Genomic DNA, 21,643 nt, shown 5'->3' with positions numbered 1-21,643 from the left:
ACTGGACTGTAGGAGCGCTGGGCCGGCTACGCCGGCCATCGCGGCTAATCGGAGCGCCGAACCGGCCGCTACTACGGGGCTGGCTGACCGTCGCGGTTGATCGAAGCGCCGAGCCGGCCGTTTTCACTAGGTTAAAACTGTGGGAGCGGCTTTAGCCGCGATGGCCGGCATAGCCGGCCCTACCCAGGCCTACACCGATTCAGCGTCTTTCCGGCAGCAACCGCAACGTGCTCTGCGCCGGTATCACTCCCATCCGCACCCTGCGATAGCGCCCCTGCACATAGTCCTCGGCTTGGTCGGCATAGTGGCTGTCGAACGGCACGCCGCTCTGGCCCACCGGGTTGATGCTCAAAGCCTGGCCGGCATCGGCGAAGTCGATCAGGCGTCGCGTCGACGGGCCGTAGTTCACCGGCCAGGGCGCCGGGCCCAGCTTGGCCGAGAGGTTGTTCGGCACTTCATGGCTGCCGGGCGCGGCGAAGGGCCCCACATCGAACAGCAGGTTCAACGGCTTCTGCTGCCCCAAGGGGTGGCGGTGGGTGAGGGTGTGCGCTTTGCCCCATTGCCAGCCGTTCGGGTCGCTGCCGTACAGCTCGCCCAGATGCGCCAGGCTGCGCTGCCAGGCCAGGCGCACGATGGCGGTGCGGTCGGTGGCCTGGGCGCTGCCGCGCGAGGCCCACCAGGGCGAGTCGGCGTCGGCGGCCAGGCGCGGCAGTGCGGCGTCGATGGCACGGGTGCTGACCAGCATGTCGAACCAAGTGTCGCCCAGCTCGTCGTGCAGGGCGGCGTAGGCCAGCTCGTAGAGGAACTGGGTGAACAGCGTGGCGCTGGTCGAGTCGAGCGGGTAGTCGCCCGTCCAGCCCGCCAGCTGTTCGACCAGCTCGCGTTGCTCGACGCCTTCGGCCACCTGGCGCAGGGTGCCGAGCAGCGGCGCCAGGGTGCGCGGGCCGTAGTCGGTGGCGGTTTGCAGCTGTAGCGCCTGGCTGTTGTGCACGTCCCAGGCCATGTGCGGGTCGGCGAGCTGGCGCTGCAATTGCCGGCCGCGGTCGGGCAGGTTGTAGTAGCCAGGGATCGGCTGGGCGGCGGCGGGTTGCGCGTTGGCCGAAACGATGTAGCCCGCCTCGGGGTTCTCCTGCTGCGGGTTGGCGCTGAATGGCTGGAAACCGAGCTTGTCGGTCTGGGCGCTGCTGCCGTCGAGGATGAACGTCGGGTTCACGCCCGGCGGGCGCACCGGCAACCGCGCCGCGGCCCACCAGCCGATGTCGCCGCGGGCGTTGGCCCACACCAGGTTCAGCCCCGGCGCGTGGATCTGCGCGGCGGCCACGCGCATCTTGTCCAGACTGTCGGCGCGGTTGACCTGATAGAAGGCTTCGAGAATGGGGTTCTCGGTTTCCAGAAAGGCCCACCACAGGGCGATGGGCGCAGCGCCTGCGGCATCGCCCAGCACGTCGTTGACGATGGGGCCGTGGGGCGAGCGACGCAGGTCGAGGGTGACCGCTGCCTGGCCTTTGACCGCGATCCGCTGCTGGGTGTGTCGCAGCGCCTGCCAGCGGCCGTCGACCCACACCTGATCGGGATCGGTGGGGTGCGGCTTTTCGGCGATCAGGTCGACGTCGTCGTTCTGGAACATGGTCAGGCTCCAGCCGAAGTCGCGGTTGTGGCCGAGCAGGGCGAAGGGGTTCAACGCCTGGAAGTGGCCATGGAGGTTGAAGCCCGGTGCCGACAGCTCGGCCTCGTACCACACCGACGGCACGGCGAAACCGATATGCGGATCGCCCGCCAGCAGCGGGTAGCCGCTGCGAGTGTGGCTGCCGGCCACGGCCCAGGCGTTGCTGCCTTCGAACTGGGCGATGCCCGCCTCGCCCAGCGCCTGCCGGCTGAGCCGGGCCAGGCCTTCGAGGCTGCGCCAGTCCTGGGCTGCCAGTGTGGGCGGCACGGCTCCGTCAGGCTGCCAGTCGAGGTCGAAGATCGCCAGGTACTCGGCGCCGAGCCGATCGCGCACGTAGGTCAGCGCAGGCTCGGTGCGGAAGGCGGCGGCGAAGCTGTAGGCCAGGTAGCCGGCCACGCTCAGAGTATCTTCGGCGGTGAAAGGACGCTCGGCGATGCCCAGCAGGTCGAACTCCACGGGCCTTGGATGGCTGGCCTGCCAGGCGTTGACACCGTCCAGGTAGCGCTCCAGCGCTTGCCACGACGGCGATTGGTGGTCGGCACGCTCGACCATGCGCGCGGCCTGCTCGCGAATGCGCAGGCTGCGGAACAGGCGGTCGGTGGGCAGCAGCGCGCTGCCCAGCACCTCGGCCAGCTCGCCACGGGCCAGGCGCCGCACCATTTCCATCTGGAACAGGCGGTCTTGGGCGTGCACGTAGCCCAAGGCGCGGTACAGATCGGCTTCGCTGTCGGCTTGGATGTGCGGCACGCCACGCTCGTCGTAGCGCACGCTGACCGGCGCTTGCAGGCCGGCGAGGGCCTGTTCGCCGCTGCGCTGCGGTTGTTTGCTGTGCAGGTACCAGACACCGGCGGCGATCAGGATCGAAGTCGCGCCCAAGGCGCCGATGAGCAAACGACGTTTCACAGTGCGGCCTCGCGGTCCGACCAGGGGCAGTAGCAGCCCACGGCCAAGGTGTTGGTGGCCCTCACCGAGCGCCCGGCGCGCAGGGCGGTGAGGATGGGTTCGATGAAACTGTTGCCCGAGGTGCAGACGGCGCCTTCGCTGTACGGCCCAACGTACACCAAGGCGCCTTGGCGGTCCCAGATGGCTACGGCCGGACTGGCCGGCAGAGTCGTGCTGCCCGGCAGCCCAGGCAACTCGCGCAGAGTCTTCAGGGACGCTGGCAACCGACCTCGGCTGCCGGGCTTGCGTACCGCATAGAAGGCGACTTCGTCACCCGCGAAACGCTCCAGCAGCTCGGCCAGGTGTTGCTGGTTGCCGACGTTGCAGGGGCAGGCCGGGTCCCAGAAGTGCACCACGCGGATGGGGCCGGGGCCGGCCAGGTCGGCGGGCAGGCGCAGCGCCTCGCCCGAAAACAGCGTGGCGCGGTCGTCGAAGCTGCGCAGGTAGCGGGCCTGGAACTGGGCATAGGCCAGCCAGGCGACGACGGCGCAGGCCAGGATCGGCAAGGCGATCCACAAGGTGGAGCGAGGGCGACTGGGCATGATCGATCCATGGACGCCGCGCACGCTGCGGGCGATGAAGGGGCGCCCAGCTTGCCACGGCGCGAGCATGGGCTGAATATCGCAGGTCAATACTCGTTTGTCGTGGATTCGCCCGATGCCTGCCACTTTCCATCCCGATCAACTGCGCGCGCGCCTGGTGCCGCTGGCCGAGCGCGCCGCGCTGGACGAGCCGGCCCTCAGCTATCAGCGCTTCTACGGCCTGACGCTGCCGGGCGCGCAGCATTTGGGCACCTTCGAAGTGGCCGGTTTCCAGGTGGTCGGCCAGGTGTGGCTGCCCGTGGCGCCGGTGGCCACGCTGTTCATGCTGCACGGCTTCTACGACCACATGGGCCTGTACCGCCACCTGATCGAGTGGGCGCTGGGCCGCGGCTATGCGGTGATCAGCTGCGACCTGCCCGGCCATGGCCTGTCCAGCGGCGCGCGGGCCAGCATCGACGACTTCGCGGTGTACCAGCAGGTACTCGAGGCGCTGTTCGTGCAGGCCCAAGCCCTGGACCTGCCGCGGCCCTGGCACCTGTGCGGGCAGAGTACCGGGGGCGCCATCGTGGTCGACCACCTGTTGCACTGTGCGGGGCAGAGCCCGGTCGACGGCCAGGCGATGCTGCTCGCGCCGCTGGTGCGCCCACGGGCGTGGGGCTGGTCGAAGCTCAGTTACCAGGTGATGCGGCATTTCGTCGACGGCATCGAGCGGCGCTTCACCGACAACAGTTCCGACCCAGATTTTCTACCTTTCCTGCGCACCGACTCGTTGCAGCCGCGGCGCCTGCCCACGGCCTGGGTAGGGGCGCTGGCCTCGTGGATCACGCGCATCGAGGCGGCCCCGGCGAGCGATCGCACGGTGCTGATCGTGCAGGGCCAGCAGGACGGGACGGTGGACTGGACGCACAACCTGCGGGTGCTGCAAGGCAAGTTCAGCGGGCCGCAAATTCTCATGCTGCCCGAGGCGCGCCACCACTTGGTGAACGAGCTGCCGACGGTCCGCCAGCGCTATTTCGAGTTTCTCGGCCAGCACCTGGGCTGATCGGATGCCTTCGCAAAGCGCCTAGCGCAGGTCGACGCCGTTCTGGCCGACCGCCAGCCCTGCACGCACCGCCGCCACCGCAGCCTGATAATAGGCCTGGCCTTCCGGCGACTCGGCGAAGGTAGCGAATTCTTCCAGTTCGGTGTCGGACAGTTCGCGGTAAACGTAAAGCAAGGTGTTGTTGAGGTCCGCGCCGATCTGCTGCATCAGGCGCTGGCGCTGGCCGTCGAGCATGCCCTGGGCCTGACCGCCGCCGAGCAGACCGGGGAGCATCGAGCTCAGGCTGTCGGCGGCCACACCGGCGATCGCCAGGCTGACTTCCGCCCCGGCTTCGCGGGCCGGCAGGGCCTGGGCCAGATGGCCGATCAGCAGCAGACGGTCGTCGCTGGCCTGGATCTTCGGCAGGCCTTGGGCGTTCTTCGCCAGTTGGTCCTTGCGCGTGGCCAACAGCTCGGCGGCGACGATCTTGCGGCCCAGCGGCGACTGGAAGAACGTCAGGGCCGGGGAGGGGTCGGACAAGGTCGCGCGCAACTGCGCCAGGGCGCGACGGTCGATGGCCTCGGCCTGGAAGCGCTGGTTGCTGTTGTCGACCAGAGCCTGGAACACCGCCGGTGGCAGGCTGCTGCGGTAGCGTTGCTGGGCGGCGCTCAGGGCATCGGTGAAATGCGCGCGCTGGTCGGACCAGCCGGCGACCTTGTACAGCTGATCGAGGTTGTCGGCCCAGACAGGCAGCGCGCAGATCATCAGCACAAGCAGGGAAAACGGACGGCGCATTCAAGACTCCTGTCGGCAGTGCGCCATTGTCCGTGGCAGGGGCGCGGTTTGTCGAGATGCCCGACGCGCCCGTCGGCTCGGCGGCATGCCGATACCGCCCGCGACGGTGCTGTGCGGCGGCCGGGCTTGGGGCTATGATGCCGGCCATGACCCTACCTCTCGAACACCCGATGTCATCGACCATCGTCGACGACCTGGCCCAGCGTGGCTGGTCGCGGCAGACCCTGTTCCTGCCCGCCGAACTGACCCGCGCCTTGGCCGCCGATTGCCTGCGCCGTTCGGCCCAAGGCGAACTGAGCCCGGCGGCCATCGGCCGGGGCGATGCCCAGACCGTGCGCGAGGCCGTGCGCGGCGACCAGACGCAATGGCTCGAACCGGGCGAGACCCAGGCCTGCGACCGTTACCTGGCGGTCATGGACAGCCTGCGCCTGGACCTCAATCGCGGCCTGTTCCTGGGCTTGGAAGATTTCGAGTGCCACTTCGCCCTGTACCCGCCCGGTGCCTTCTACCGTCGTCACCTGGACCGCTTCCGCGACGACGACCGGCGCACGGTTTCGACGGTGCTCTACCTCAACGAGGCCTGGCAGCCCGGCGATGGCGGCGAGCTGCGACTGTTCCTCGGCGAACGGGACGTGCTCGACGTCGCGCCGGTGGCAGGTTCCCTGGTGGTGTTCCTGTCGGGCGAAGTCCCCCACGAAGTGTTGGCGACCCAACGCGAGCGGCTGTCGCTCACCGGCTGGTTCCGCCGCCGTGGCAACGAGCCGTTCTGACATGGGCCGTCCGCCGCTCGGAAAAGTCCTGGTCAGCGCTTGCCTGCTAGGCCGGCCGGTACGCTACGACGGCCGAGCCAGCGGCCATCCCGACCTGTTGCAGCGCTGGGAGGCCGAAGGCCGTGTGGTGCCGTTGTGCCCGGAAGTGGCTGGTGGGTTGCCGACGCCACGGCCGGCGGCGGAAATTGCGGGCGGTCAGGGTGGGCAGGTGCTCGATGGCCAGACGCGGGTGCTGACCCAGGCGGCCGACGACCTGACCGCCGCGTTCCTGACCGGTGCCCAGCGGGCGTTGGCCCTGGTGCGCGAGCACGGCATCACCCTGGCCGTGCTCAAGGCCGGCAGCCCGTCGTGCGGCAATCGCCTGACCTACGACGGCAGCTTCAGCGGGGTGAAGGTGTCGGGGGAGGGCGTCACGGCAGCGCTGCTGCGCCGCGAGGGGGTGCGGGTGTTCAGCGAATTGCAGCTGGAAGAAGCGGCTGAAGCGCTGTTGGCGCCGGCCGCCGAGGTCAGCGAGGCTCAGCGTCCGTAGACGGCGCTGCCGCAGCTGGCGTTTCGGGTGCTTTCGCCGCTTCGGAGGACGTGTTCGGGGTCTCGGGTGTCTGCGCTGCCTCGGAGGGCGCATCCGCAATCGCGGGCGTCTGCGCCGCTTCCGAGGACGCAGCCGGGGCCTTGGATGCGTTCGCCGCTTCGGCGGCCATGGCCCCAGGCTTGAGCCACTTGGTTTCCAGTTCGCCCAGCCGGCCACTCTTGTCCAGCCGTTGCAGCGCGTTGTTCACCGCGCTTTCGAAGGCGGGGTTGTCCCTCTGGAACGGGACCACCCGCGAGGCCGCGCCGTAGGATTGGCTGCTGCCGACAGCGGCCGTGGCAGGCAGCGGTTGTTCGTCCAGGGCGATGTCGTACAGACCGCTCTCGACCCCTTCCAACAGCCCATCGGCCGGCGCCTCGAGGAAGGTGGCGCGCAGGTCCAGTTCAGCGGCCAGGGCCTGGCCGAACTCGACATCGAAGCCGGTCAGGTGCTCGCCGTCCTTGAAGACGTAGGGTGCGTGCTCGGCTTGCACCGCGATACGCAGTTCGCCCCGGTCGTTGACTTCGTCCAGCAGCTCGGCCTGGGCCAACGGACTGATCAGTACTGCGAGCAGTACGCCTAGGGATGAACGCATGGGGAGTTCCTTACTGTCGTGTGAGGGTAGCGCCGGGCATTGTGCACAGCGTGGCCGGCCCGGTCGAGCGCAGCCTATGACAGTGGAGGTGGGGTTAGGTTTGCCTGGCGGCGGAGTTTTTGCCGCTGTATGGGCGCGGTCGGTCTTGCCGGCGGTAGCCGCTGCGCTTCGCACGTCGCGCACTGCCCGACGTCCGATGGCGGCATGGGTTCGCGTCGCGACCCGCAACGGCTGAACCGGAGTTCCGGTCCAGCCGCTCTGGCAAGGCGTTAGAACAATACGCGCGAGCGGATCGTGCCTTTGACGTGCTGCAGCTTCTCTTGCGCCAGGTCCGAGTATTCGGCGTCGACGTCGATGACCACGTAGCCGACCTTGTCGTCGGTCTGCAGGAACTGGCCGGAGATGTTGATGCCGTTTTCCGCGAACAGGCTGTTGATCTCGCTGAGCACGCCCGGAATGTTGCGGTGGATGTGCAGCAGACGGTGCTTGCCCGGGTGGGCCGGCAGGGCCACTTCGGGGAAGTTGACCGACGACACGGAGGTGCCGTTGTCGCTGTACTTGACCAGCTTCTCCGCCACTTCCAGACCGATGTTGGCCTGGGCCTCGGCGGTCGAACCACCGATGTGCGGAGTGAGGATGACATTGTCCAGACCGCGCAGCGGGCTTTCGAACTCTTCGTCGTTGGAGCGCGGTTCGACCGGGAACACGTCGATGGCGGCGCCGATCAGGTGCTTGTCCTTGATCGCGGCGGCCAGGTGGTCGAGCTCGACCACGGTGCCGCGGGCGGCGTTGATCAGGATCGCGCCCTTCTTCATGGCCCGGATTTCCTTCTCGCCGATCATCCACTGGGTGGACGGCAGCTCAGGCACGTGCAGGGACACGATGTCGGCCAGGCCCAGCAGTTCATTCAGCGAACCCACCTGGGTGGCGTTGCCCAATGGCAGCTTGGTCAGCGGATCGTAGAAGTAGACCTGCATGCCTAGGCTTTCGGCCAGCACCGACAACTGGGTGCCGATTGAGCCGTAGCCGACGATGCCCAGCTTCTTGCCGCGGATCTCGAACGAGTTGGCCGCGCTCTTGATCCAGCCGCCACGGTGGCAGGAGGCGTTTTTCTCGGGAATGCCGCGCAGCAGCAGGATGGCCTCGGCCAGCACCAGCTCGGCCACCGAACGGGTGTTGGAGTAGGGCGCGTTGAACACCGCGATGCCGCGCTCGCGGGCGGCATTGAGGTCGACCTGGTTGGTGCCGATGCAGAAGCAGCCTACCGCGACCAGTTTCTTCGCACAGTCGAAGATCTCTTCGGTCAGTTGCGTGCGCGAGCGAATACCGATGAAGTGGGCGTCCGCGATCTTTTCCTTGAGTTCGGCTTCAGGCAGCGAACCGGTGAGGTACTCGATGTTGGAATAACCAGCGGCCTTCAGTACGTCGACGGCGTTCTGGTGCACACCTTCCAGCAGAAGGAACCTGATCTTGCTCTTTTCCAAAGAGGTCTTGCTCATGTGCGTGAACCTGTATCCCGGAGAAAAAATGGCGAGCGTTGCGGCGGCGCGGCGACGGGGCCCTTCAGGCGGTGCCTAGCACGGACAACGGGGGCCAGATGCTACCATACGCGACACGCTAGGAACTGAACGCGCCACATGAAGCGTGCTCAGGGTGACCATGAATAGTTCGAGTGATCCGCCATGACCGATGCCGCAGCCCTCACGGAACTGACCGCCCTGGTCGCTCCCGCCCACGTGCTCACCGACCCTGCCTCGCTACAGGCCTATGGCAAGGACTGGACCCACCATTACGCCCCCGCGCCCAGCGCCGTGGTGCTGCCCAGAACCGTCGAACAGGTGCAGGCCATCGTGCGCTGGGCCAACCGCCATCGGGTGGCGTTGGTGCCCTCGGGCGGGCGCACCGGCCTGTCGGCGGCTGCCGTGGCGGCCCGGGGCGAAGTGGTGGTGGCCTTCGACCAGATGAACCGGATCCTCGCCTTCGATGGCGTGGACCGCAGCGTGGTGTGCCAGCCCGGCGTCGTCACCCAGCAGTTGCAGCGCTTCGCCGAAGAGCAGGGGCTGTATTACCCGGTGGATTTCGCCTCGTCCGGCTCCAGCCAGCTGGGCGGCAACATCGGCACCAATGCCGGCGGCATCAAGGTGATCCGCTACGGCATGACGCGCAATTGGGTCGCCGGCCTGAAGGTGGTCACCGGCACGGGCGAACTGCTGGACCTGAACAAAGGCCTGGTGAAGAACGCCACCGGCTACGACCTGCGCCACCTGTTCATCGGTGCAGAGGGCACGCTGGGGTTCGTGGTCGAAGCGACCATGCGCCTGGAACGCGCGCCGCGCAACCTCACGGCCATGGTCCTGGGCACGCCGGACTTCGATTCCATCATGCCGGTGCTGCACGCCTTCCAAGGCCAACTCGACCTCACCGCGTTCGAGTTCTTTTCCGACAAAGGCCTGGCGCACATTCTTGCCCGTGGCGACGTACCGGCGCCGTTCGCCAGCAGTTGCCCCTTCTATGCCCTGCTGGAGTTCGAGGCCAGCACCGAGGCAGTGTCCGAACAGGCGCTGGCCACCTTCGAGCACTGCGTGGAGCAGGGTTGGGTGCTCGACGGGGTGATGAGCCAGAGCGAAACCCAGCTGCGCAACCTGTGGAAGCTGCGCGAGTACCTGTCGGAAACCATCTCGCATTTCACGCCCTACAAGAACGACGTCTCGGTGACGGTGGCCAAGGTGCCGGCCTTCCTGCGCGAGATCGACGCCGTGGTCGCGCAGCACTACCCCGATCTGGAAGTGGTCTGGTACGGGCACATCGGCGACGGCAACCTGCACCTGAACATCCTCAAGCCTGCGGCCATGGACAAGGACGCGTTCTTCGCCCGCTGCGCCAAGGTCAACCAGTGGGTGTTCGAGATCGTCGAACGCTTCCAGGGCTCGATTTCCGCCGAGCACGGCGTGGGCATGACCAAACGCGACTACCTGCACTACAGCCGTTCCCCCGAGGAGATCGCCTGCATGAAGGCCATCAAGGCGGTATTCGACCCGAACGGCATTCTGAATCCGGGTAAGATCTTCGCTCCCGAATGACAATCAGCAAACGGAGTCGGCCATGAGTTACCAGCATCAGTACGTAGACGGCACGCGCAGCCACTTTCCCCTGGGCAAGGTGGTGTGCGTGGGGCGCAATTACGCCGAGCACGCCAAGGAGCTGAACAACCCGATTCCCAGCGAACCATTGCTGTTCATCAAACCGGGCAGTTGCGTGGTGCCGGCCGAGGGCGGTTTCAAGATTCCCGAAGGCCGTGGCTCGGTGCATTACGAGGCGGAAATCGCCGTGCTGCTGGGTAAGCCTCTGTCGGCCGGGGCCAGCCCCGAGCAGGTACTCGATGCCATTTCCGGCTTCGCGCCGGCCCTCGACCTGACCTTGCGCGACCTGCAAGGCACGCTCAAGGACAAGGGCCTGCCCTGGGAACTGGCCAAGTGCTTCGACGGCGCCTGCGTGCTGCCGCCTTTCGTCTCGCCGGGCACCTTCGCCGACGTCAACGATATCCCGATCCGCCTGACCATCAACGGCGAAGTGCGCCAGGACGGCAACAGCGCCATGATGCTCAACCCCATCGTGGCGATCATCCAGCACATGGCCGCGCAGTTTTCCCTGCAAGCGGGCGACGTGATCCTGACCGGTACGCCGGCCGGTGTCGGGCCGTTCGAGTCGGGCGACGAGCTGGTACTGGAACTGCCGGGCGTCAGCCGCTTCGAAACCCGCGTGCTGTAAGCCGAGAGCGCTTTACCCTTTTTTCACAATCGTTGTGGATAATCGCCGAGTCCTTTCCCAGGCGCTCCATGGCAGTGCGGGGGCCGTCGTACGGCCTTCGCGTTCGCAGGAGTGCGCACGTTTCAGGTGATTGCAGCCATGCCCAGCGCTTCCTCCCTTCCGCATGCCCCGTCCCAACCCAGCCGCGCCCCCTGGCGCCGTTGGCCGTTCTGGCTGGCGGTGACGGTCGTGCTCGGCGCCGGCCTGGCCGTGGCCATGCACTGGGACGACCGCGCCCTGCTATGGATGCAGGAGAGCCTGCAAAGCTCGGCCGAGCGTCAGGAGAGCGTATGGTTGCCCGACTACGTGGCCGACATCGACGCCAAGGTGCTCGAGGGCATTGGCGACGACGAAGCTTCGGACCTGGCCTTCAATCCCACCACGCGCACGCTGTTTTCGGTGATGGGCAAGCACCCGTTCCTGGTCGAGCTCAGCCTCGACGGCGACGTGCTGCGCAAGATCCCCCTGCTTGGTTGGAGCAACCCCGAAGGCGTGGCGGTGATGGAAAACGGCCAGCTCGCCATCGTCGACGAGCGCCAGCACGACCTGGTGCTGGTCAAGGTCGATGCGCAGACCCGCGAGCTCGACCGTGCCAATTTCCCCGCCTACGACCTCGGCGTCTCGCCCGAGGGCAACAAAGGCTTCGAAGCCGTCGCCTGGGACGCCCAGCGCAAGCGCCTGGTGATCGGCGAGGAACGCCCGCCGCAGCTGTACGCCTGGGACACCGACGGGCACGGCCCATTGCGCGGGGCCAAATACCCATTGCCCAGCGACCAGCTGGATTTGCGCAACCTGTCGGCGGTCGGGGTGGACCCGCGTACGCAGCATCTGCTGGCCCTGTCGGCCGACTCGCACATGCTGCTGGAGCTGGACGAAGAGGGCGAGCAGGTCAGTTTCATGACCTTGCTGGGCGGCTTCAACGGCTTGGCGTCGCACATCCCGCGTGCCGAGGGCGTGGCGATGGACGACGAGGGCACGCTGTACATGGTCAGCGAACCGGATCTGTTCTACCGCTTCAAGAAGAACTGATCGCTTTTGTTGAGTTTTCCTACGCAATACTTAAGCCCTGCTTCAGCTGTTCGTGATTAGATTCGTCACCTTTTCCGTCGAGTCGTCGTTCATGCGTCGTTTTTTCTGTTTGCCTGTGCTGTTGTCGGTCGTCGGGCTGTGCCTGCTGCTGGGGTTGGGCGCGGCCGCCCAGGAGTTCCGCCTGTTCGAGCGTGGCTGGTTCAACGTCAAGACCTGGTGGCAGCCGGCCCCGGAAGGCATCGCCCTGCAGCGCTACCGCGCCACGGTCCAGGCGCAGCCCATCGAAGGTCTGGAAGACGACGTCTCGGCGTTGACCTACGACCCCGAGCGCAAGACCCTCTTCACCGTCACCAATGCCCGCTCCGAGCTCATCGAATTGTCGCTCGACGGCCGCATCCTGCGGCGCGTGGCATTGGTCGGCTTCGGCGACCCGGAAGCGGTCGAGTACGTCGGCCCCGACCGTTTCGTCATCACCGACGAGCGCCAGCAGCGGCTGATCCTGGTGCATCTGGACGCGCACACCACCACGCTCGACGCCGCCAACGCCGAACAACTGACCCTGGGCATCGGCCTCAACGGCAATAAAGGTTTCGAAGGCCTGGCCTACGATTCGCTGGGCAAGCGCCTGTTCGTGGCCAAGGAACGCGACCCGATGGTGATCTACGAGGTGCGCGGCTTCCCCAACCAGAACCCTGAGCAGCCTTACGCGGTGCACGTGGTGCAGGACCGCGAGCGCGATTCGCGGCTGTTCGTGCGCGACCTGTCGAGCTTGCAGTTCGACGAGCGCAGCGGCCACTTGTTGGCGCTGTCGGACGAGTCGCGTCTGGTGCTGGAGCTGAGCGTCGAAGGAAAGCCGCTCAGCACGCTGTCGCTGCGCAAGGGCTATAACGGCTTGAAACGCACCGTGCCGCAGGCAGAAGGCCTGGCGATGGATGCGGCGGGGACGATCTACCTGGTCAGCGAGCCCAACCTGTTCTACGTGTTCGAGCCGCAGGCGGACTGAGCGCGGCTCGAAACGTCGGGCTTACTCGGCCTTGAGGGTCTGCACGCCGTGCTCGGTGCCGAGCAGCAGCACATCGGCCGGGCGGGCAGCGAACAGGCCGTTGGTGACGACGCCGACGATGGCGTTGATCTGGGTTTCCAGCAGGCGCGGGTCGGTGATCTCGAAGTTGTGCACATCGAGGATCAGGTTGCCGTTGTCGGTCACCACGCCTTCGCGGTAGACCGGGTCGCCGCCCAGCTTGACCAGCTCGCGCGCCACATGGCTGCGAGCCATGGGAATGACTTCGACCGGCAGCGGGAAGGCGCCCAGTACCGGCACCAGCTTGCTGGCGTCGGCAATGCAGACGAAGGTGCGCGCCACAGCGGCGACGATCTTCTCGCGGGTCAGGGCCGCGCCACCGCCCTTGATCAGGTTCAGGTGCCGGTCGCTCTCGTCGGCGCCGTCGACGTAGAACTCCAGGGCATCGACGCTGTTGAGCTCGTACACCGGGATGCCATGGTTCTTCAGGCGCACGGCGGTGGCTTCGGAGCTGGCCACGGCGCCGTCGAAGGCGGTCTTGTGCTGAGCCAGGGCATCGATGAAGAAGTTGGCCGTGGAACCGGTGCCGACACCGACTACGCTGCGCGCGTCCAGTTTGGGCAGGATGAGGTCGACGGCGGCCTGGGCGACGGCCTGTTTGAGTTGGTCCTGGGTCATGCGGGCTCCGTGAGGGGCGGGGGTGGGTTCGAAGGCCGGCAGTATAACGACTTGCCGACCGTTGCTGTGGTCGCCCGACAGGACGCTGCGGTAGACTCCTAGGCCCCGCCCCGCCGACCAGTGTGCTTCCCCGATGCTCGAACAGTACGTCAAGAAGATCCTCACCTCGCGCGTCTACGACGTTGCGGTCGAAACCCCGCTGCACAGCGCCGGGCAGCTCAGCCGCCGCTTGGGCAACCAGATTCTGCTCAAGCGCGAAGACTTGCAGCCGGTGTTCTCCTTCAAGATTCGCGGCGCCTACAACAAGCTGGCGCAGCTGGCCCCCGAAGAACTGGCGCGTGGCGTGGTCACAGCTTCGGCCGGCAACCATGCCCAAGGCCTGGCCCTGGCGGCGCGCGAGCTGGGCATCAAAGCCACCATCGTCATGCCCAAGACCACCCCGGAGATCAAGATCGAAGGCGTGCGCTCGCGCGGCGGCAAAGTCGTGCTGCACGGCGACTCGTTTCCCGAGGCGCTGGCCTTCTCGCTGAAACTGGTCGAAGAAAAGGGCTTCGTCTACATCCATCCCTACGACGACCCGCACACCATCGCCGGGCAGGGCACCGTGGCCATGGAAATCCTGCGCCAACACCCGGGCCGGCTCGATGCGATCTTCGTGCCGGTCGGCGGCGGCGGGCTGATCGCCGGCATCGCCGCGTACGTGAAGTACCTGCGCCCGGAGATCAAGATCATTGGCGTCGAGCCGGACGACTCCAACTGCCTGCAAGCGGCCATGGCCGCCGGCGAGCGCGTGGTGCTGCCGCAGGTGGGGCTGTTCGCCGACGGCGTGGCAGTGGCGCAGATCGGCCAACACACCTTCGACATCTGCCGGCTGCACGTCGACGAAGTGCTGACGGTGAGCACCGACGAGATCTGTGCGGCGATCAAGGACATCTACGACGATACCCGCTCGATCACCGAACCCGCCGGCGCCTTGGGCGTGGCAGGGATCAAGAAGTACGTCGAGACCATGGGCCTCACCGGCCACACCTTCGTGGCCATCGATTCGGGCGCCAACGTCAACTTCGACCGCTTGCGCCACGTGGCCGAACGCGCCGAGCTGGGCGAGAAGCGCGAGGCGATCATCGCCGTCACCATTCCCGAACGGCCGGGCAGCTTCAGGGCGTTCTGCGAGGCGGTCGGCAAACGCCAGATCACCGAGTTCAACTACCGCAAGCACACCGCGGACGAGGCGCACATCTTCGTCGGCGTGCAGACCCATCCCGACACCGACCCCCGTGCGGCGCTGGTTCAGCACCTGCGCGACCAGGGCTTCCCGGTCACCGACCTGACCGACAACGAACTGGCCAAGCTGCACATCCGCCATATGGTCGGCGGGCATTCGGCCAAGGCCCACGATGAAATCGTGCTGCGCTTCGAATTCCCCGAGCGGCCGGGCGCGCTGTTCAACTTCCTCACCAAACTGGGCGGGCGCTGGAACATTTCCATGTTCCACTACCGCAACCATGGCGCGGCCGACGGCCGGGTGGTCGCCGGCCTGCAGGTGCCCGAAGACGAGCGCCACCTGGTGCCTGCGGCGCTGGCCAAGATCGGCTACCCGTACTGGGACGAGACCGACAACCCGGCCTACCGGCTGTTCCTGGGCTAGAGGGCGGGCTTGCCATGGAGCACCTGAGCACGATCAAGGCCCTGCACTTGCTGGCCGCGCTGCTGACCCTGGGCATCGCCTTGGGCCTGGCGGTGTGGGCCTGGCGCGTCCCTGTGCCGGCACCCGCCCCGGCACTGCGCAGGCCGCAGTGGTGGGCAGGCTTGGGGATGGGGCTGTGCCTGCTCAGCCTGCCGGTCAGCGGCTGGTGGCTGGTGCACTTGATCGGCTGGCCACTGGGGCAGACCTGGTTGCTGGCTTCCAGCGTGCTCTATGGCCTGGCCCTGGTCGCCTTGGCCTGGCTCGTGCTGCGTCTGCGCCGCGTCCAAGCCCGCCGGTCGCGCCTGACCGTGGCGCTGGCCGTCTTCGGCGGCGCCTGCCTATTGGGCATCGCCGCACTGATGGGCATCAAGCCGCTCTGAGGCGTTGTCATCGGGCGTTCATCGTCAGGGGCTATAGATGTACCGCAGCCCCGCTCGACGGGTTGCCGCCCGACGCGCGCAAGCCGGCGCACAGGCCTCCAATCGCTTGCCATCGAGCTTGCCGCAGATAAGCGCAGCGGGCGCGTTGCTGCGCTCGCAAGCTTTGTGGAACAATGCGGCGACATGCGTTTTCGAGGTTGCGGCCGTGATCGACCCGGATGGTTTTCGTCCCAATGTCGGGATCATTCTTACGAATGATGTCGGACAGGTGTTATGGGCTCGGCGGATCAACCAGGATGCCTGGCAATTTCCTCAGGGCGGCATCAACCCTGACGAAACGCCGGAAGATGCCCTGTACCGCGAGCTGAATGAAGAAGTCGGCCTGGACCGTGATGACGTGGAAATCCTTGCCTGCACGCGCGGCTGGCTGCGTTATCGTCTACCGCAACGTCTGGTGCGGACCCACAGCCAACCGCTGTGCATCGGCCAGAAGCAGAAATGGTTCCTGCTGCGCTTGGTCACCAACGAGCAGCGGGTGCGCATGGACCTGACCGGAAAACCGGAGTTCGACGGCTGGCGCTGGGTCAGCTACTGGTATCCGCTGGGCCAGGTGGTGACATTCAAGCGCGAGGTCTACCGCCGCGCGTTAAAAGAGCTTGCCCCGCGCTTGCTGATGCGCGACTGACCACGGAGTCCGACCCCGAGCCATGCTCAATACGCTGCGCAAGATCGTCCAGGAAGTGAACTCCGCCAAAGATCTCAAGACGGCGCTGGGTATCATCGTCTTGCGCGTCAAGGAAGCCATGGCCAGCCAGGTCTGCTCGGTGTACCTGCTCGACCCGGATAGCAACCGTTTCGTGCTGATGGCCACCGAGGGCCTGAACAAGCGCTCCATCGGCAAGGTCAGCATGGCGCCCAACGAGGGCCTGGTCGGCCTGGTCGGCACCCGCGAGGAGCCGCTCAACCTCGAAGACGCCGCCGCACATCCGCGCTACCGCTATTTCGCCGAAACCGGCGAAGAGCGTTTCGCCTCCTTCCTCGGTACGCCGATCATCCACCATCGCCGGGTGGTCGGCGTGCTGGTCATCCAGCAGAAGGAGCGCCGCCAGTTCGACGAGGGCGAAGAGGCCTTCCTGGTCACCATGAGCGCGCAACTGGCCGGGGTCATCGCCCATGCCGAGGCCACCGGTTCGATCCGCGGCCTGGGGCGCCAGGGCAAGGGCATCCAGGAAGCGCGCTTCGTCGGCGTGCCGGGCTCGCCCGGTGCCGCGGTCGGCCGCGCTGTGGTGATGCTGCCGCCAGCGGACCTGGACGTCGTGCCGGACAAAACCGTCGAAGACATCGACGCCGAGCTGGCCCTGTTCAGCAACGCGCTCGAAGGTGTGCGCGCCGACATGCGCAAGCTCTCGGCCAAGCTCGCCACCCAGTTGCGCCCCGAAGAGCGGGCGCTGTTCGACGTGTACCTGATGATGCTCGAAGACGCCGCCCTCGGCGGCGAAGTGGTCGCCGTCATCAAGTCAGGGCAGTGGGCCCAGGGCGCGCTGCGCCAGGTGGTCACCGAGCACGTCAACCGCTTCGAACTGATGGACGACGACTACCTGCGCGAGCGCGCCTCCGACGTCAAGGACCTCGGTCGACGCCTGCTGGCCTATCTGCAGGAGGCGCGTTCGCTGTCGCTGGTGTACGCCGACAACACCATCCTGGTCAGCGAGGAGCTGACCCCGGCCATGCTCGGCGAGGTGCCCGAGGGCAAGCTGGTCGGGCTGGTGTCGGTGCTGGGCTCGGGCAACTCCCATGTGGCGATCCTGGCGCGGGCCATGGGCATCCCAACGGTCATGGGCCTGGTCGACCTGCCGTACTCGAAGGTCGACGGCATCGAGCTGATCGTCGACGGCTACAAGGGCGAAGTCTTCACCAACCCCAGCGAAGTGCTGCGCAAGCAGTACAGCGAGGTGGTGGAGGAGGAGCGGCAACTGGCCCAGGGCCTCGACGCCCTGCGCGAACTGCCCTGCGTGACCCCTGACGGCCACCGCATGCCGCTGTGGGTCAACACCGGCCTGCTGGCCGACGTGGCCCGCGCCCAGCAGCGCGGCGCCGAAGGGGTGGGGCTGTACCGCACCGAAGTGCCGTTCATGATCAACCAGCGCTTCCCCAGCGAGAAGGAGCAACTGGCGATCTACCGCGAGCAGCTGCAGGCCTTCCACCCGCTGCCGGTGACCATGCGCACCCTCGACATCGGCGGTGACAAGGCGCTGTCGTACTTCCCCATCAAGGAAGAGAACCCCTTCCTCGGCTGGCGCGGCATCCGCGTCACCCTCGACCACCCGGAAATCTTCCTGGTGCAGACCCGCGCCATGCTCAAGGCCAGCGAAGGCCTGAACAACCTGCGCATCCTGCTGCCGATGATCTCCGGCATCCACGAGCTGGAAGAGGCGCTGCACCTTATCCACAGGGCTTGGGGCGAGGTGCGCGACGAAGGCACCGACGTGCCGATGCCGCCGGTAGGCGTGATGGTCGAGATTCCGGCCGCCGTGTACCAGACCCGCGAGCTGGCGCGCCAGGTCGATTTCCTCTCGGTCGGTTCCAACGATCTGACCCAGTACCTGCTGGCGGTGGACCGCAACAACCCGCGCGTCGCCGACCTCTACGACTACCTGCACCCGGCGGTGTTGCAGGCCTTGCAGACGGTGGTGCGCGACGCCCACGGCGAAGGCCGCCCGGTGAGCATCTGCGGCGAGATGGCGGGCGACCCGGCGGCGGCCATCCTGCTCATGGCCATGGGCTTCGACAGCCTGTCGATGAACGCCACCAACCTGCCCAAGGTGAAGTGGATGCTGCGCCAGGTCAGCCTGGAAAAGGCCCGCGAACTGCTGGCCGACGCCATGAGCCACGACAACCCGCAGCTGACCCACAGCGCCTTGCAACTGGCGCTGAAGAACCTGGGCCTGTCACGCATGATCGGGCCGGGGGCGAAGACGCCGCTGTAGGCGCCCCCTATCGATCGCCGGTCAGAAGGTTGGGCGCAGGCTAATGCCGGTCAAACAAGCAGTCGGGGCCGCTGGGCCGCCCCAACAGAGTGTGGGAGCGGCTTCAGCCGCGATGGGCTGCAAAGCAGCCCCAATCAACGCTGCCTCGGTTTAACTGATAGGCACCGTGACGCAGAGCGTCTTAGTCGCTGCGCCCAGCCAAACTCAAGCCCCCGCCCAGCTCCAATACGACATCCCCCAAATGCCCGCCACAAGGCCCGAAACTGCGCTCGACCATGCGCCGGTTGCCCTGCGCGTCGACGATCAGCACGGTGCTGGCGCGGGTGCCGTAATGCGCGCTGGCGATGAACACGCTCGACAGCAGGCGCTCGGTGTCCAACCCCACGCCCGTTTCCGGCAATTCCCCGTCGCTCGCCACCCGCGCGTCCGCCAGCAGCGCCAGTAGTTGCGCCGGGTCGGGGGCGTGCAGTTGAGCGCGTAAACGTTCGCGCGCTTTGGTCAGCTTGGGCCAGGGCGTGTCCAGGCGCGCGTTGGACAGGCCATATACGCCCGGTTCCAATAGTTGCGGCTGCGCCTGCTGCGCGTTGAGGTAGCCCAGATGCTGCCCATCGCCCAGTAGCAGGTTGAACCCCGCATATTCACGGTGCTGTTCGGCCGACCGCGCCAGGGCGTTGGGCACCGGGTCATGGCCACGCAGAAAGCCCGCCACCAGTTCGCCCCGCGAGCGCAGCCCGGGAGGCTGGTCAGGGTCGCGGATGTTGGTCAGCGCGGCGAAGCGGCCACCGGGCCCCACGCCCAGCCAACTGCCGCCGGCTTGCAGGTCGCGCCCGGCGTACACCCCCGGCGCGTCGCGCCAGGCGGCCAGCGGTTGGGTAGGGCGGGCGTAGAATTCGTCGCGGTTGGCCGCCACGATCAACGGTAGGGCATGGCCCGGCCGCCAGGCGAATACGATCAGGCACATGGGTCGCCTCCAGGGTTTGCGCCACTCTACCCAGCCTGCCGCCCGCCGACCATCTCGCACGCCGACACATTTCCCCCCAGGCTGGAGCGGCAGGCCCGCCTTCCGCTACCATGCCGCACTGACTCAACCCAGGGAACGCCGTTTGGCGTTCGTACTCTACGTGCTGTGCTGTCCAGTGGCGGCCTTGCCGCCATGCCGAGCCTTCGTCGGCGTCGGCTTTCCGATTTGAATCAAGAGGAATCACCATGCTGCCTTACCCGCAGATCGACCCCGTGGCCCTGGCCATCGGGCCGCTGAAAATCCACTGGTACGGCTTGATGTACCTGGTGGGCATCGGCGGCGCCTGGCTACTGGCCGCGAGCCGACTGAACCGCTTCGACCCCACCTGGAGCCGCGAAAAGCTTTCCGACCTGGTGTTCTGGCTGTCGATGGGCGTGATCGTCGGTGGGCGGCTCGGCTATGTGCTGTTCTACGACCTGGAAGCCTACATTGCCAATCCGCTGTTGATCTTCGAGGTGTGGAAGGGCGGCATGTCGTTCCACGGTGGTTTCATCGGCGTGATGCTCGCCGCGCTGTGGTTCGGCAAACGGCACAACAAGTCGTTCTTCGAACTGATGGACTTCGTCGCGCCCATGGTGCCGATCGGTCTGGGCGCCGGGCGCATCGGCAACTTCATCAACGCCGAGCTGTGGGGCAAACCCAGCGACGTGCCATGGGCCATGGTCTTCCCGCCCTACAGCGACCCGGCGCAATTGCCGCGCCACCCTTCGCAGCTGTACCAGTTCGCCCTCGAAGGCGTGGCGCTGTTCGCCATCCTCTGGCTGTATTCGCGCAAGCCGCGCCCGACCATGGCCGTCTCCGGCATGTTCGCGCTGTTCTACGGCATCTTCCGCTTCATCGTCGAATTCGTGCGCGTGCCCGACGCCCAGCTCGGCTACCTCGCATTCGGTTGGCTGACCATGGGTCAGGTGCTGTGCGTGCCGATGATCGTCGGCGGCCTGGGGCTGATCTGGTGGGCGTATAATCGCCAGCCCACGGCAACGGCCGTCAAATGATTCCCGCGGCCGGGGCCATGTCTCGGCCGCCTTGTTACAGGTAAGCCATGAAACAGTACCTAGACCTGGTGCGTGACGTCATCGACAACGGCACGCTGCAGGAAAACCGCACCGGCACCCGCACCATCAGCCGCCCCGGCGCCATGCTGCGCTTCGATCTGCAGCAAGGTTTCCCCGCCATCACCACCCGCCGCCTGGCCTTCAAATCGGCCATCGGCGAGATGGTCGGCTTTCTGCGCGGCGTGAAGAACGCCGGTCAGTTCCGCGACCTGGGCTGCAAGGTCTGGGACCAGAACGCCAACGAGAACGCGCAATGGTTGGCCAATCCGTTCCGTCAGGGCGAAGACGACCTTGGGGAGATCTACGGCGTGCAATGGCGGCAATGGCCGGGTTACAAGCGCATCGCGCTGGGCAACCCCGAGGCCATCGCCATGGCCGAGCAGCAAGGCTACCGCCGGATCGCCCAGGACGAAGAAGACGGCCAGGCGTTCGTCATCCTCTACAAGGCCATCGACCAGGTGCGCCAATGCCTGGACACCATCGTCAACGACCCCGGCAGCCGGCGCATTCTGTTCCACGGCTGGAACTGCGCGCAGCTCGACGAGATGGCTCTGCCGCCATGCCACCTGCTGTACCAGTTCCACCCGGACGTGGCGAAGCGCGAGCTCTCGCTGACCTTGTACATCCGCTCGAACGATCTGGGCCTGGGCACACCCTTCAACCTCACCGAAGGCGCGGCGCTGCTGTCGCTGTTCGGTCGCCTGACCGGTTACACGCCGCGCTGGTTCACCTATTTCATCGGCGATGCGCACGTCTATGAAAACCACCTGGACATGCTCAACGAGCAGTTCACCCGCGAACCGCTGCCGGCCCCGACGCTACGCATCAGCGACCGCGTGCCGGCGTTCGCCGAGACGGGCAAGTACGAGCCTGAGTGGCTGGAGAAGATCGAGCCGAGCGACTTCACCCTCGAAGGCTACGAGCACCATCCGCCGCTGACGGCGCCGATGGCGGTCTGACCCATACCCTGTACCTCAGTCAGGAGCGCCCCCGTCGGCGCTCCGACGAGTCCCAAAGGGCGCTGACCCGATAGCTTTTCGCTCTTCCCACGACGCCCCATGGCATACGTTGCAGCGCAGACA

Annotated in this window: 19 protein-coding genes and 1 pseudogene; 13 read left to right on the top strand and 7 right to left on the bottom strand. The window is 66.7% G+C overall.

All coding sequences use genetic code 11. The annotated features are described in order from the left end of the window. Positions 1-199: 199 nt before the first annotated feature. Both B4M43_RS10330 and B4M43_RS10325 read right to left on the bottom strand, forming a co-directional pair. Positions 200-2,569, bottom strand: a complete 2,370-nt coding sequence (locus tag B4M43_RS10330; RefSeq protein ID WP_296266678.1) for a penicillin acylase family protein — start codon at positions 2,567-2,569, stop codon at positions 200-202. Further along, on the bottom strand, positions 2,566-3,150 hold the full coding sequence (locus B4M43_RS10325) for a DUF6436 domain-containing protein (protein WP_296266676.1): 585 nt from the start codon (positions 3,148-3,150) through the stop codon (positions 2,566-2,568). The genes B4M43_RS10330 and B4M43_RS10325 overlap by 4 nt, the downstream gene beginning before the upstream one ends. 115 nt (positions 3,151-3,265) lie before the next feature. On the opposite strand from B4M43_RS10325, the gene B4M43_RS10320 reads away from it, so the two are divergent. Next, positions 3,266-4,192 (top strand): alpha/beta hydrolase, encoded by a 927-nt coding sequence (locus B4M43_RS10320; RefSeq protein WP_296266675.1) that lies wholly within the window; start codon positions 3,266-3,268, stop codon positions 4,190-4,192. Positions 4,193-4,213: 21 nt separating this feature from the next. Here the strand turns inward: B4M43_RS10320 and B4M43_RS10315 are convergent, their stop codons facing one another. Beyond that, the gene (locus B4M43_RS10315) at positions 4,214-4,966 is read right to left on the bottom strand and encodes a DUF2059 domain-containing protein (protein ID WP_296266673.1); all 753 of its coding nucleotides are present in this window, start codon (positions 4,964-4,966) and stop codon (positions 4,214-4,216) included. Positions 4,967-5,103: 137 nt separating this feature from the next. Between B4M43_RS10315 and B4M43_RS10310 the strand changes: the two genes are divergently transcribed. Together B4M43_RS10310 and B4M43_RS10305 are read left to right on the top strand one after the other, a co-directional pair. Then, positions 5,104-5,736: a 2OG-Fe(II) oxygenase gene (locus B4M43_RS10310; RefSeq protein ID WP_296267318.1), complete on the top strand. Its 633-nt coding sequence runs from the start codon at positions 5,104-5,106 to the stop codon at positions 5,734-5,736. A gap of 1 nt (position 5,737) precedes the next feature. Beyond that, positions 5,738-6,265 carry a DUF523 domain-containing protein gene (locus B4M43_RS10305; protein WP_296266671.1) on the top strand — a complete coding sequence of 176 codons (528 nt, stop codon included), beginning with the start codon at positions 5,738-5,740 and terminating at the stop codon, positions 6,263-6,265. Between the two features lie 178 nt (positions 6,266-6,443). Here B4M43_RS10305 and B4M43_RS10300 read toward each other — a convergent pair. Next, positions 6,444-6,896, bottom strand: a pseudogene (locus tag B4M43_RS10300) (transporter substrate-binding domain-containing protein); the annotation flags it as partial. 269 nt (positions 6,897-7,165) lie between these two features. Beyond that, on the bottom strand, positions 7,166-8,395 hold the full coding sequence (serA, locus tag B4M43_RS10295; RefSeq protein ID WP_296266668.1) for a phosphoglycerate dehydrogenase: 1,230 nt from the start codon (positions 8,393-8,395) through the stop codon (positions 7,166-7,168). A gap of 183 nt (positions 8,396-8,578) precedes the next feature. Between serA and B4M43_RS10290 the strand changes: the two genes are divergently transcribed. From B4M43_RS10290 to B4M43_RS10275, 4 genes are all read left to right on the top strand, one after another. Next, positions 8,579-9,976 (top strand): FAD-binding oxidoreductase, encoded by a 1,398-nt coding sequence (locus tag B4M43_RS10290; protein ID WP_296266666.1) that lies wholly within the window; start codon positions 8,579-8,581, stop codon positions 9,974-9,976. Positions 9,977-9,998: 22 nt separating this feature from the next. Then, the gene (locus tag B4M43_RS10285) at positions 9,999-10,664 is read left to right on the top strand and encodes a fumarylacetoacetate hydrolase family protein (RefSeq protein WP_296266664.1); all 666 of its coding nucleotides are present in this window, start codon (positions 9,999-10,001) and stop codon (positions 10,662-10,664) included. Between the two features lie 138 nt (positions 10,665-10,802). Continuing rightward, positions 10,803-11,732: an SdiA-regulated domain-containing protein gene (locus B4M43_RS10280; protein ID WP_296266662.1), complete on the top strand. Its 930-nt coding sequence runs from the start codon at positions 10,803-10,805 to the stop codon at positions 11,730-11,732. A gap of 91 nt (positions 11,733-11,823) precedes the next feature. Then, the gene (locus tag B4M43_RS10275; RefSeq protein WP_296266661.1) at positions 11,824-12,735 is read left to right on the top strand and encodes an SdiA-regulated domain-containing protein; all 912 of its coding nucleotides are present in this window, start codon (positions 11,824-11,826) and stop codon (positions 12,733-12,735) included. A gap of 21 nt (positions 12,736-12,756) precedes the next feature. Here the strand turns inward: B4M43_RS10275 and rpiA are convergent, their stop codons facing one another. After that, on the bottom strand, positions 12,757-13,431 hold the full coding sequence (gene rpiA, locus B4M43_RS10270) for a ribose-5-phosphate isomerase RpiA (protein ID WP_296266659.1): 675 nt from the start codon (positions 13,429-13,431) through the stop codon (positions 12,757-12,759). Between the two features lie 133 nt (positions 13,432-13,564). Here rpiA and ilvA point away from each other — a divergent pair, with 133 nt between their 5' ends. The 4 genes from ilvA (at position 13,565) to ptsP (ending at position 18,485) form a co-directional block, all read left to right on the top strand. Then, on the top strand, positions 13,565-15,079 hold the full coding sequence (ilvA, locus tag B4M43_RS10265) for a threonine ammonia-lyase, biosynthetic (RefSeq protein WP_296266657.1): 1,515 nt from the start codon (positions 13,565-13,567) through the stop codon (positions 15,077-15,079). A 14-nt stretch (positions 15,080-15,093) separates the two neighbouring features. Then, positions 15,094-15,498, top strand: coding sequence for a DUF2269 family protein (locus tag B4M43_RS10260; RefSeq protein ID WP_296266655.1), 405 nt, complete (start codon positions 15,094-15,096; stop codon positions 15,496-15,498). 205 nt (positions 15,499-15,703) lie between these two features. Further along, positions 15,704-16,183, top strand: a complete 480-nt coding sequence (locus B4M43_RS10255) for an RNA pyrophosphohydrolase (protein WP_296267315.1) — start codon at positions 15,704-15,706, stop codon at positions 16,181-16,183. 22 nt (positions 16,184-16,205) lie between these two features. Continuing rightward, positions 16,206-18,485 carry a phosphoenolpyruvate--protein phosphotransferase gene (gene ptsP, locus B4M43_RS10250; protein ID WP_296266653.1) on the top strand — a complete coding sequence of 760 codons (2,280 nt, stop codon included), beginning with the start codon at positions 16,206-16,208 and terminating at the stop codon, positions 18,483-18,485. A 181-nt stretch (positions 18,486-18,666) separates the two neighbouring features. Here the strand turns inward: ptsP and B4M43_RS10245 are convergent, their stop codons facing one another. Next, positions 18,667-19,446 (bottom strand): NRDE family protein, encoded by a 780-nt coding sequence (locus tag B4M43_RS10245; RefSeq protein WP_296266652.1) that lies wholly within the window; start codon positions 19,444-19,446, stop codon positions 18,667-18,669. 245 nt (positions 19,447-19,691) lie between these two features. Here B4M43_RS10245 and lgt point away from each other — a divergent pair, with 245 nt between their 5' ends. Both lgt and B4M43_RS10235 read left to right on the top strand, forming a co-directional pair. Continuing rightward, a complete protein-coding gene (gene lgt, locus B4M43_RS10240) occupies positions 19,692-20,501 on the top strand; it encodes a prolipoprotein diacylglyceryl transferase (RefSeq protein WP_296266651.1) in 810 nt (269 codons plus the stop codon). Positions 20,502-20,548: 47 nt separating this feature from the next. After that, the gene (locus B4M43_RS10235; protein WP_296266650.1) at positions 20,549-21,520 is read left to right on the top strand and encodes a thymidylate synthase; all 972 of its coding nucleotides are present in this window, start codon (positions 20,549-20,551) and stop codon (positions 21,518-21,520) included. Positions 21,521-21,643 lie beyond the last annotated feature (123 nt).

Source organism: Pseudomonas sp. UBA6562, assembly GCF_002434265.1.
Lineage (GTDB): Bacteria > Pseudomonadota > Gammaproteobacteria > Pseudomonadales > Pseudomonadaceae > Aquipseudomonas.
Note: the sequence above shows the minus strand (reverse complement) of the source record. Positions and strands in the feature narration are given on the sequence as shown.

Excerpts from the sequence above, each read along its gene's own strand:
- B4M43_RS10305 (WP_296266671.1), top strand. The coding sequence starts at position 5,738 with ATGGGCCGTCCGCCGCTCGGAAAAGTCCTGGTCAGCGCTTGCCTGCTA.
- B4M43_RS10310 (WP_296267318.1), top strand. The coding sequence starts at position 5,104 with ATGCCGGCCATGACCCTACCTCTCGAACACCCGATGTCATCGACCATC.
- B4M43_RS10275 (WP_296266661.1), top strand. The coding sequence starts at position 11,824 with ATGCGTCGTTTTTTCTGTTTGCCTGTGCTGTTGTCGGTCGTCGGGCTG.
- B4M43_RS10260 (WP_296266655.1), top strand. The coding sequence starts at position 15,094 with ATGGAGCACCTGAGCACGATCAAGGCCCTGCACTTGCTGGCCGCGCTG.
- ptsP (WP_296266653.1), top strand. The coding sequence starts at position 16,206 with ATGCTCAATACGCTGCGCAAGATCGTCCAGGAAGTGAACTCCGCCAAA.
- ilvA (WP_296266657.1), top strand. The coding sequence starts at position 13,565 with ATGCTCGAACAGTACGTCAAGAAGATCCTCACCTCGCGCGTCTACGAC.
- B4M43_RS10315 (WP_296266673.1), bottom strand. The coding sequence starts at position 4,966 with ATGCGCCGTCCGTTTTCCCTGCTTGTGCTGATGATCTGCGCGCTGCCT.
- B4M43_RS10245 (WP_296266652.1), bottom strand. The coding sequence starts at position 19,446 with ATGTGCCTGATCGTATTCGCCTGGCGGCCGGGCCATGCCCTACCGTTG.
- B4M43_RS10285 (WP_296266664.1), top strand. The coding sequence starts at position 9,999 with ATGAGTTACCAGCATCAGTACGTAGACGGCACGCGCAGCCACTTTCCC.
- B4M43_RS10235 (WP_296266650.1), top strand. The coding sequence starts at position 20,549 with ATGAAACAGTACCTAGACCTGGTGCGTGACGTCATCGACAACGGCACG.
- serA (WP_296266668.1), bottom strand. The coding sequence starts at position 8,395 with ATGAGCAAGACCTCTTTGGAAAAGAGCAAGATCAGGTTCCTTCTGCTG.
- B4M43_RS10325 (WP_296266676.1), bottom strand. The coding sequence starts at position 3,150 with ATGCCCAGTCGCCCTCGCTCCACCTTGTGGATCGCCTTGCCGATCCTG.
- B4M43_RS10320 (WP_296266675.1), top strand. The coding sequence starts at position 3,266 with ATGCCTGCCACTTTCCATCCCGATCAACTGCGCGCGCGCCTGGTGCCG.
- B4M43_RS10290 (WP_296266666.1), top strand. The coding sequence starts at position 8,579 with ATGACCGATGCCGCAGCCCTCACGGAACTGACCGCCCTGGTCGCTCCC.
- rpiA (WP_296266659.1), bottom strand. The coding sequence starts at position 13,431 with ATGACCCAGGACCAACTCAAACAGGCCGTCGCCCAGGCCGCCGTCGAC.
- lgt (WP_296266651.1), top strand. The coding sequence starts at position 19,692 with ATGCTGCCTTACCCGCAGATCGACCCCGTGGCCCTGGCCATCGGGCCG.
- B4M43_RS10280 (WP_296266662.1), top strand. The coding sequence starts at position 10,803 with ATGCCCAGCGCTTCCTCCCTTCCGCATGCCCCGTCCCAACCCAGCCGC.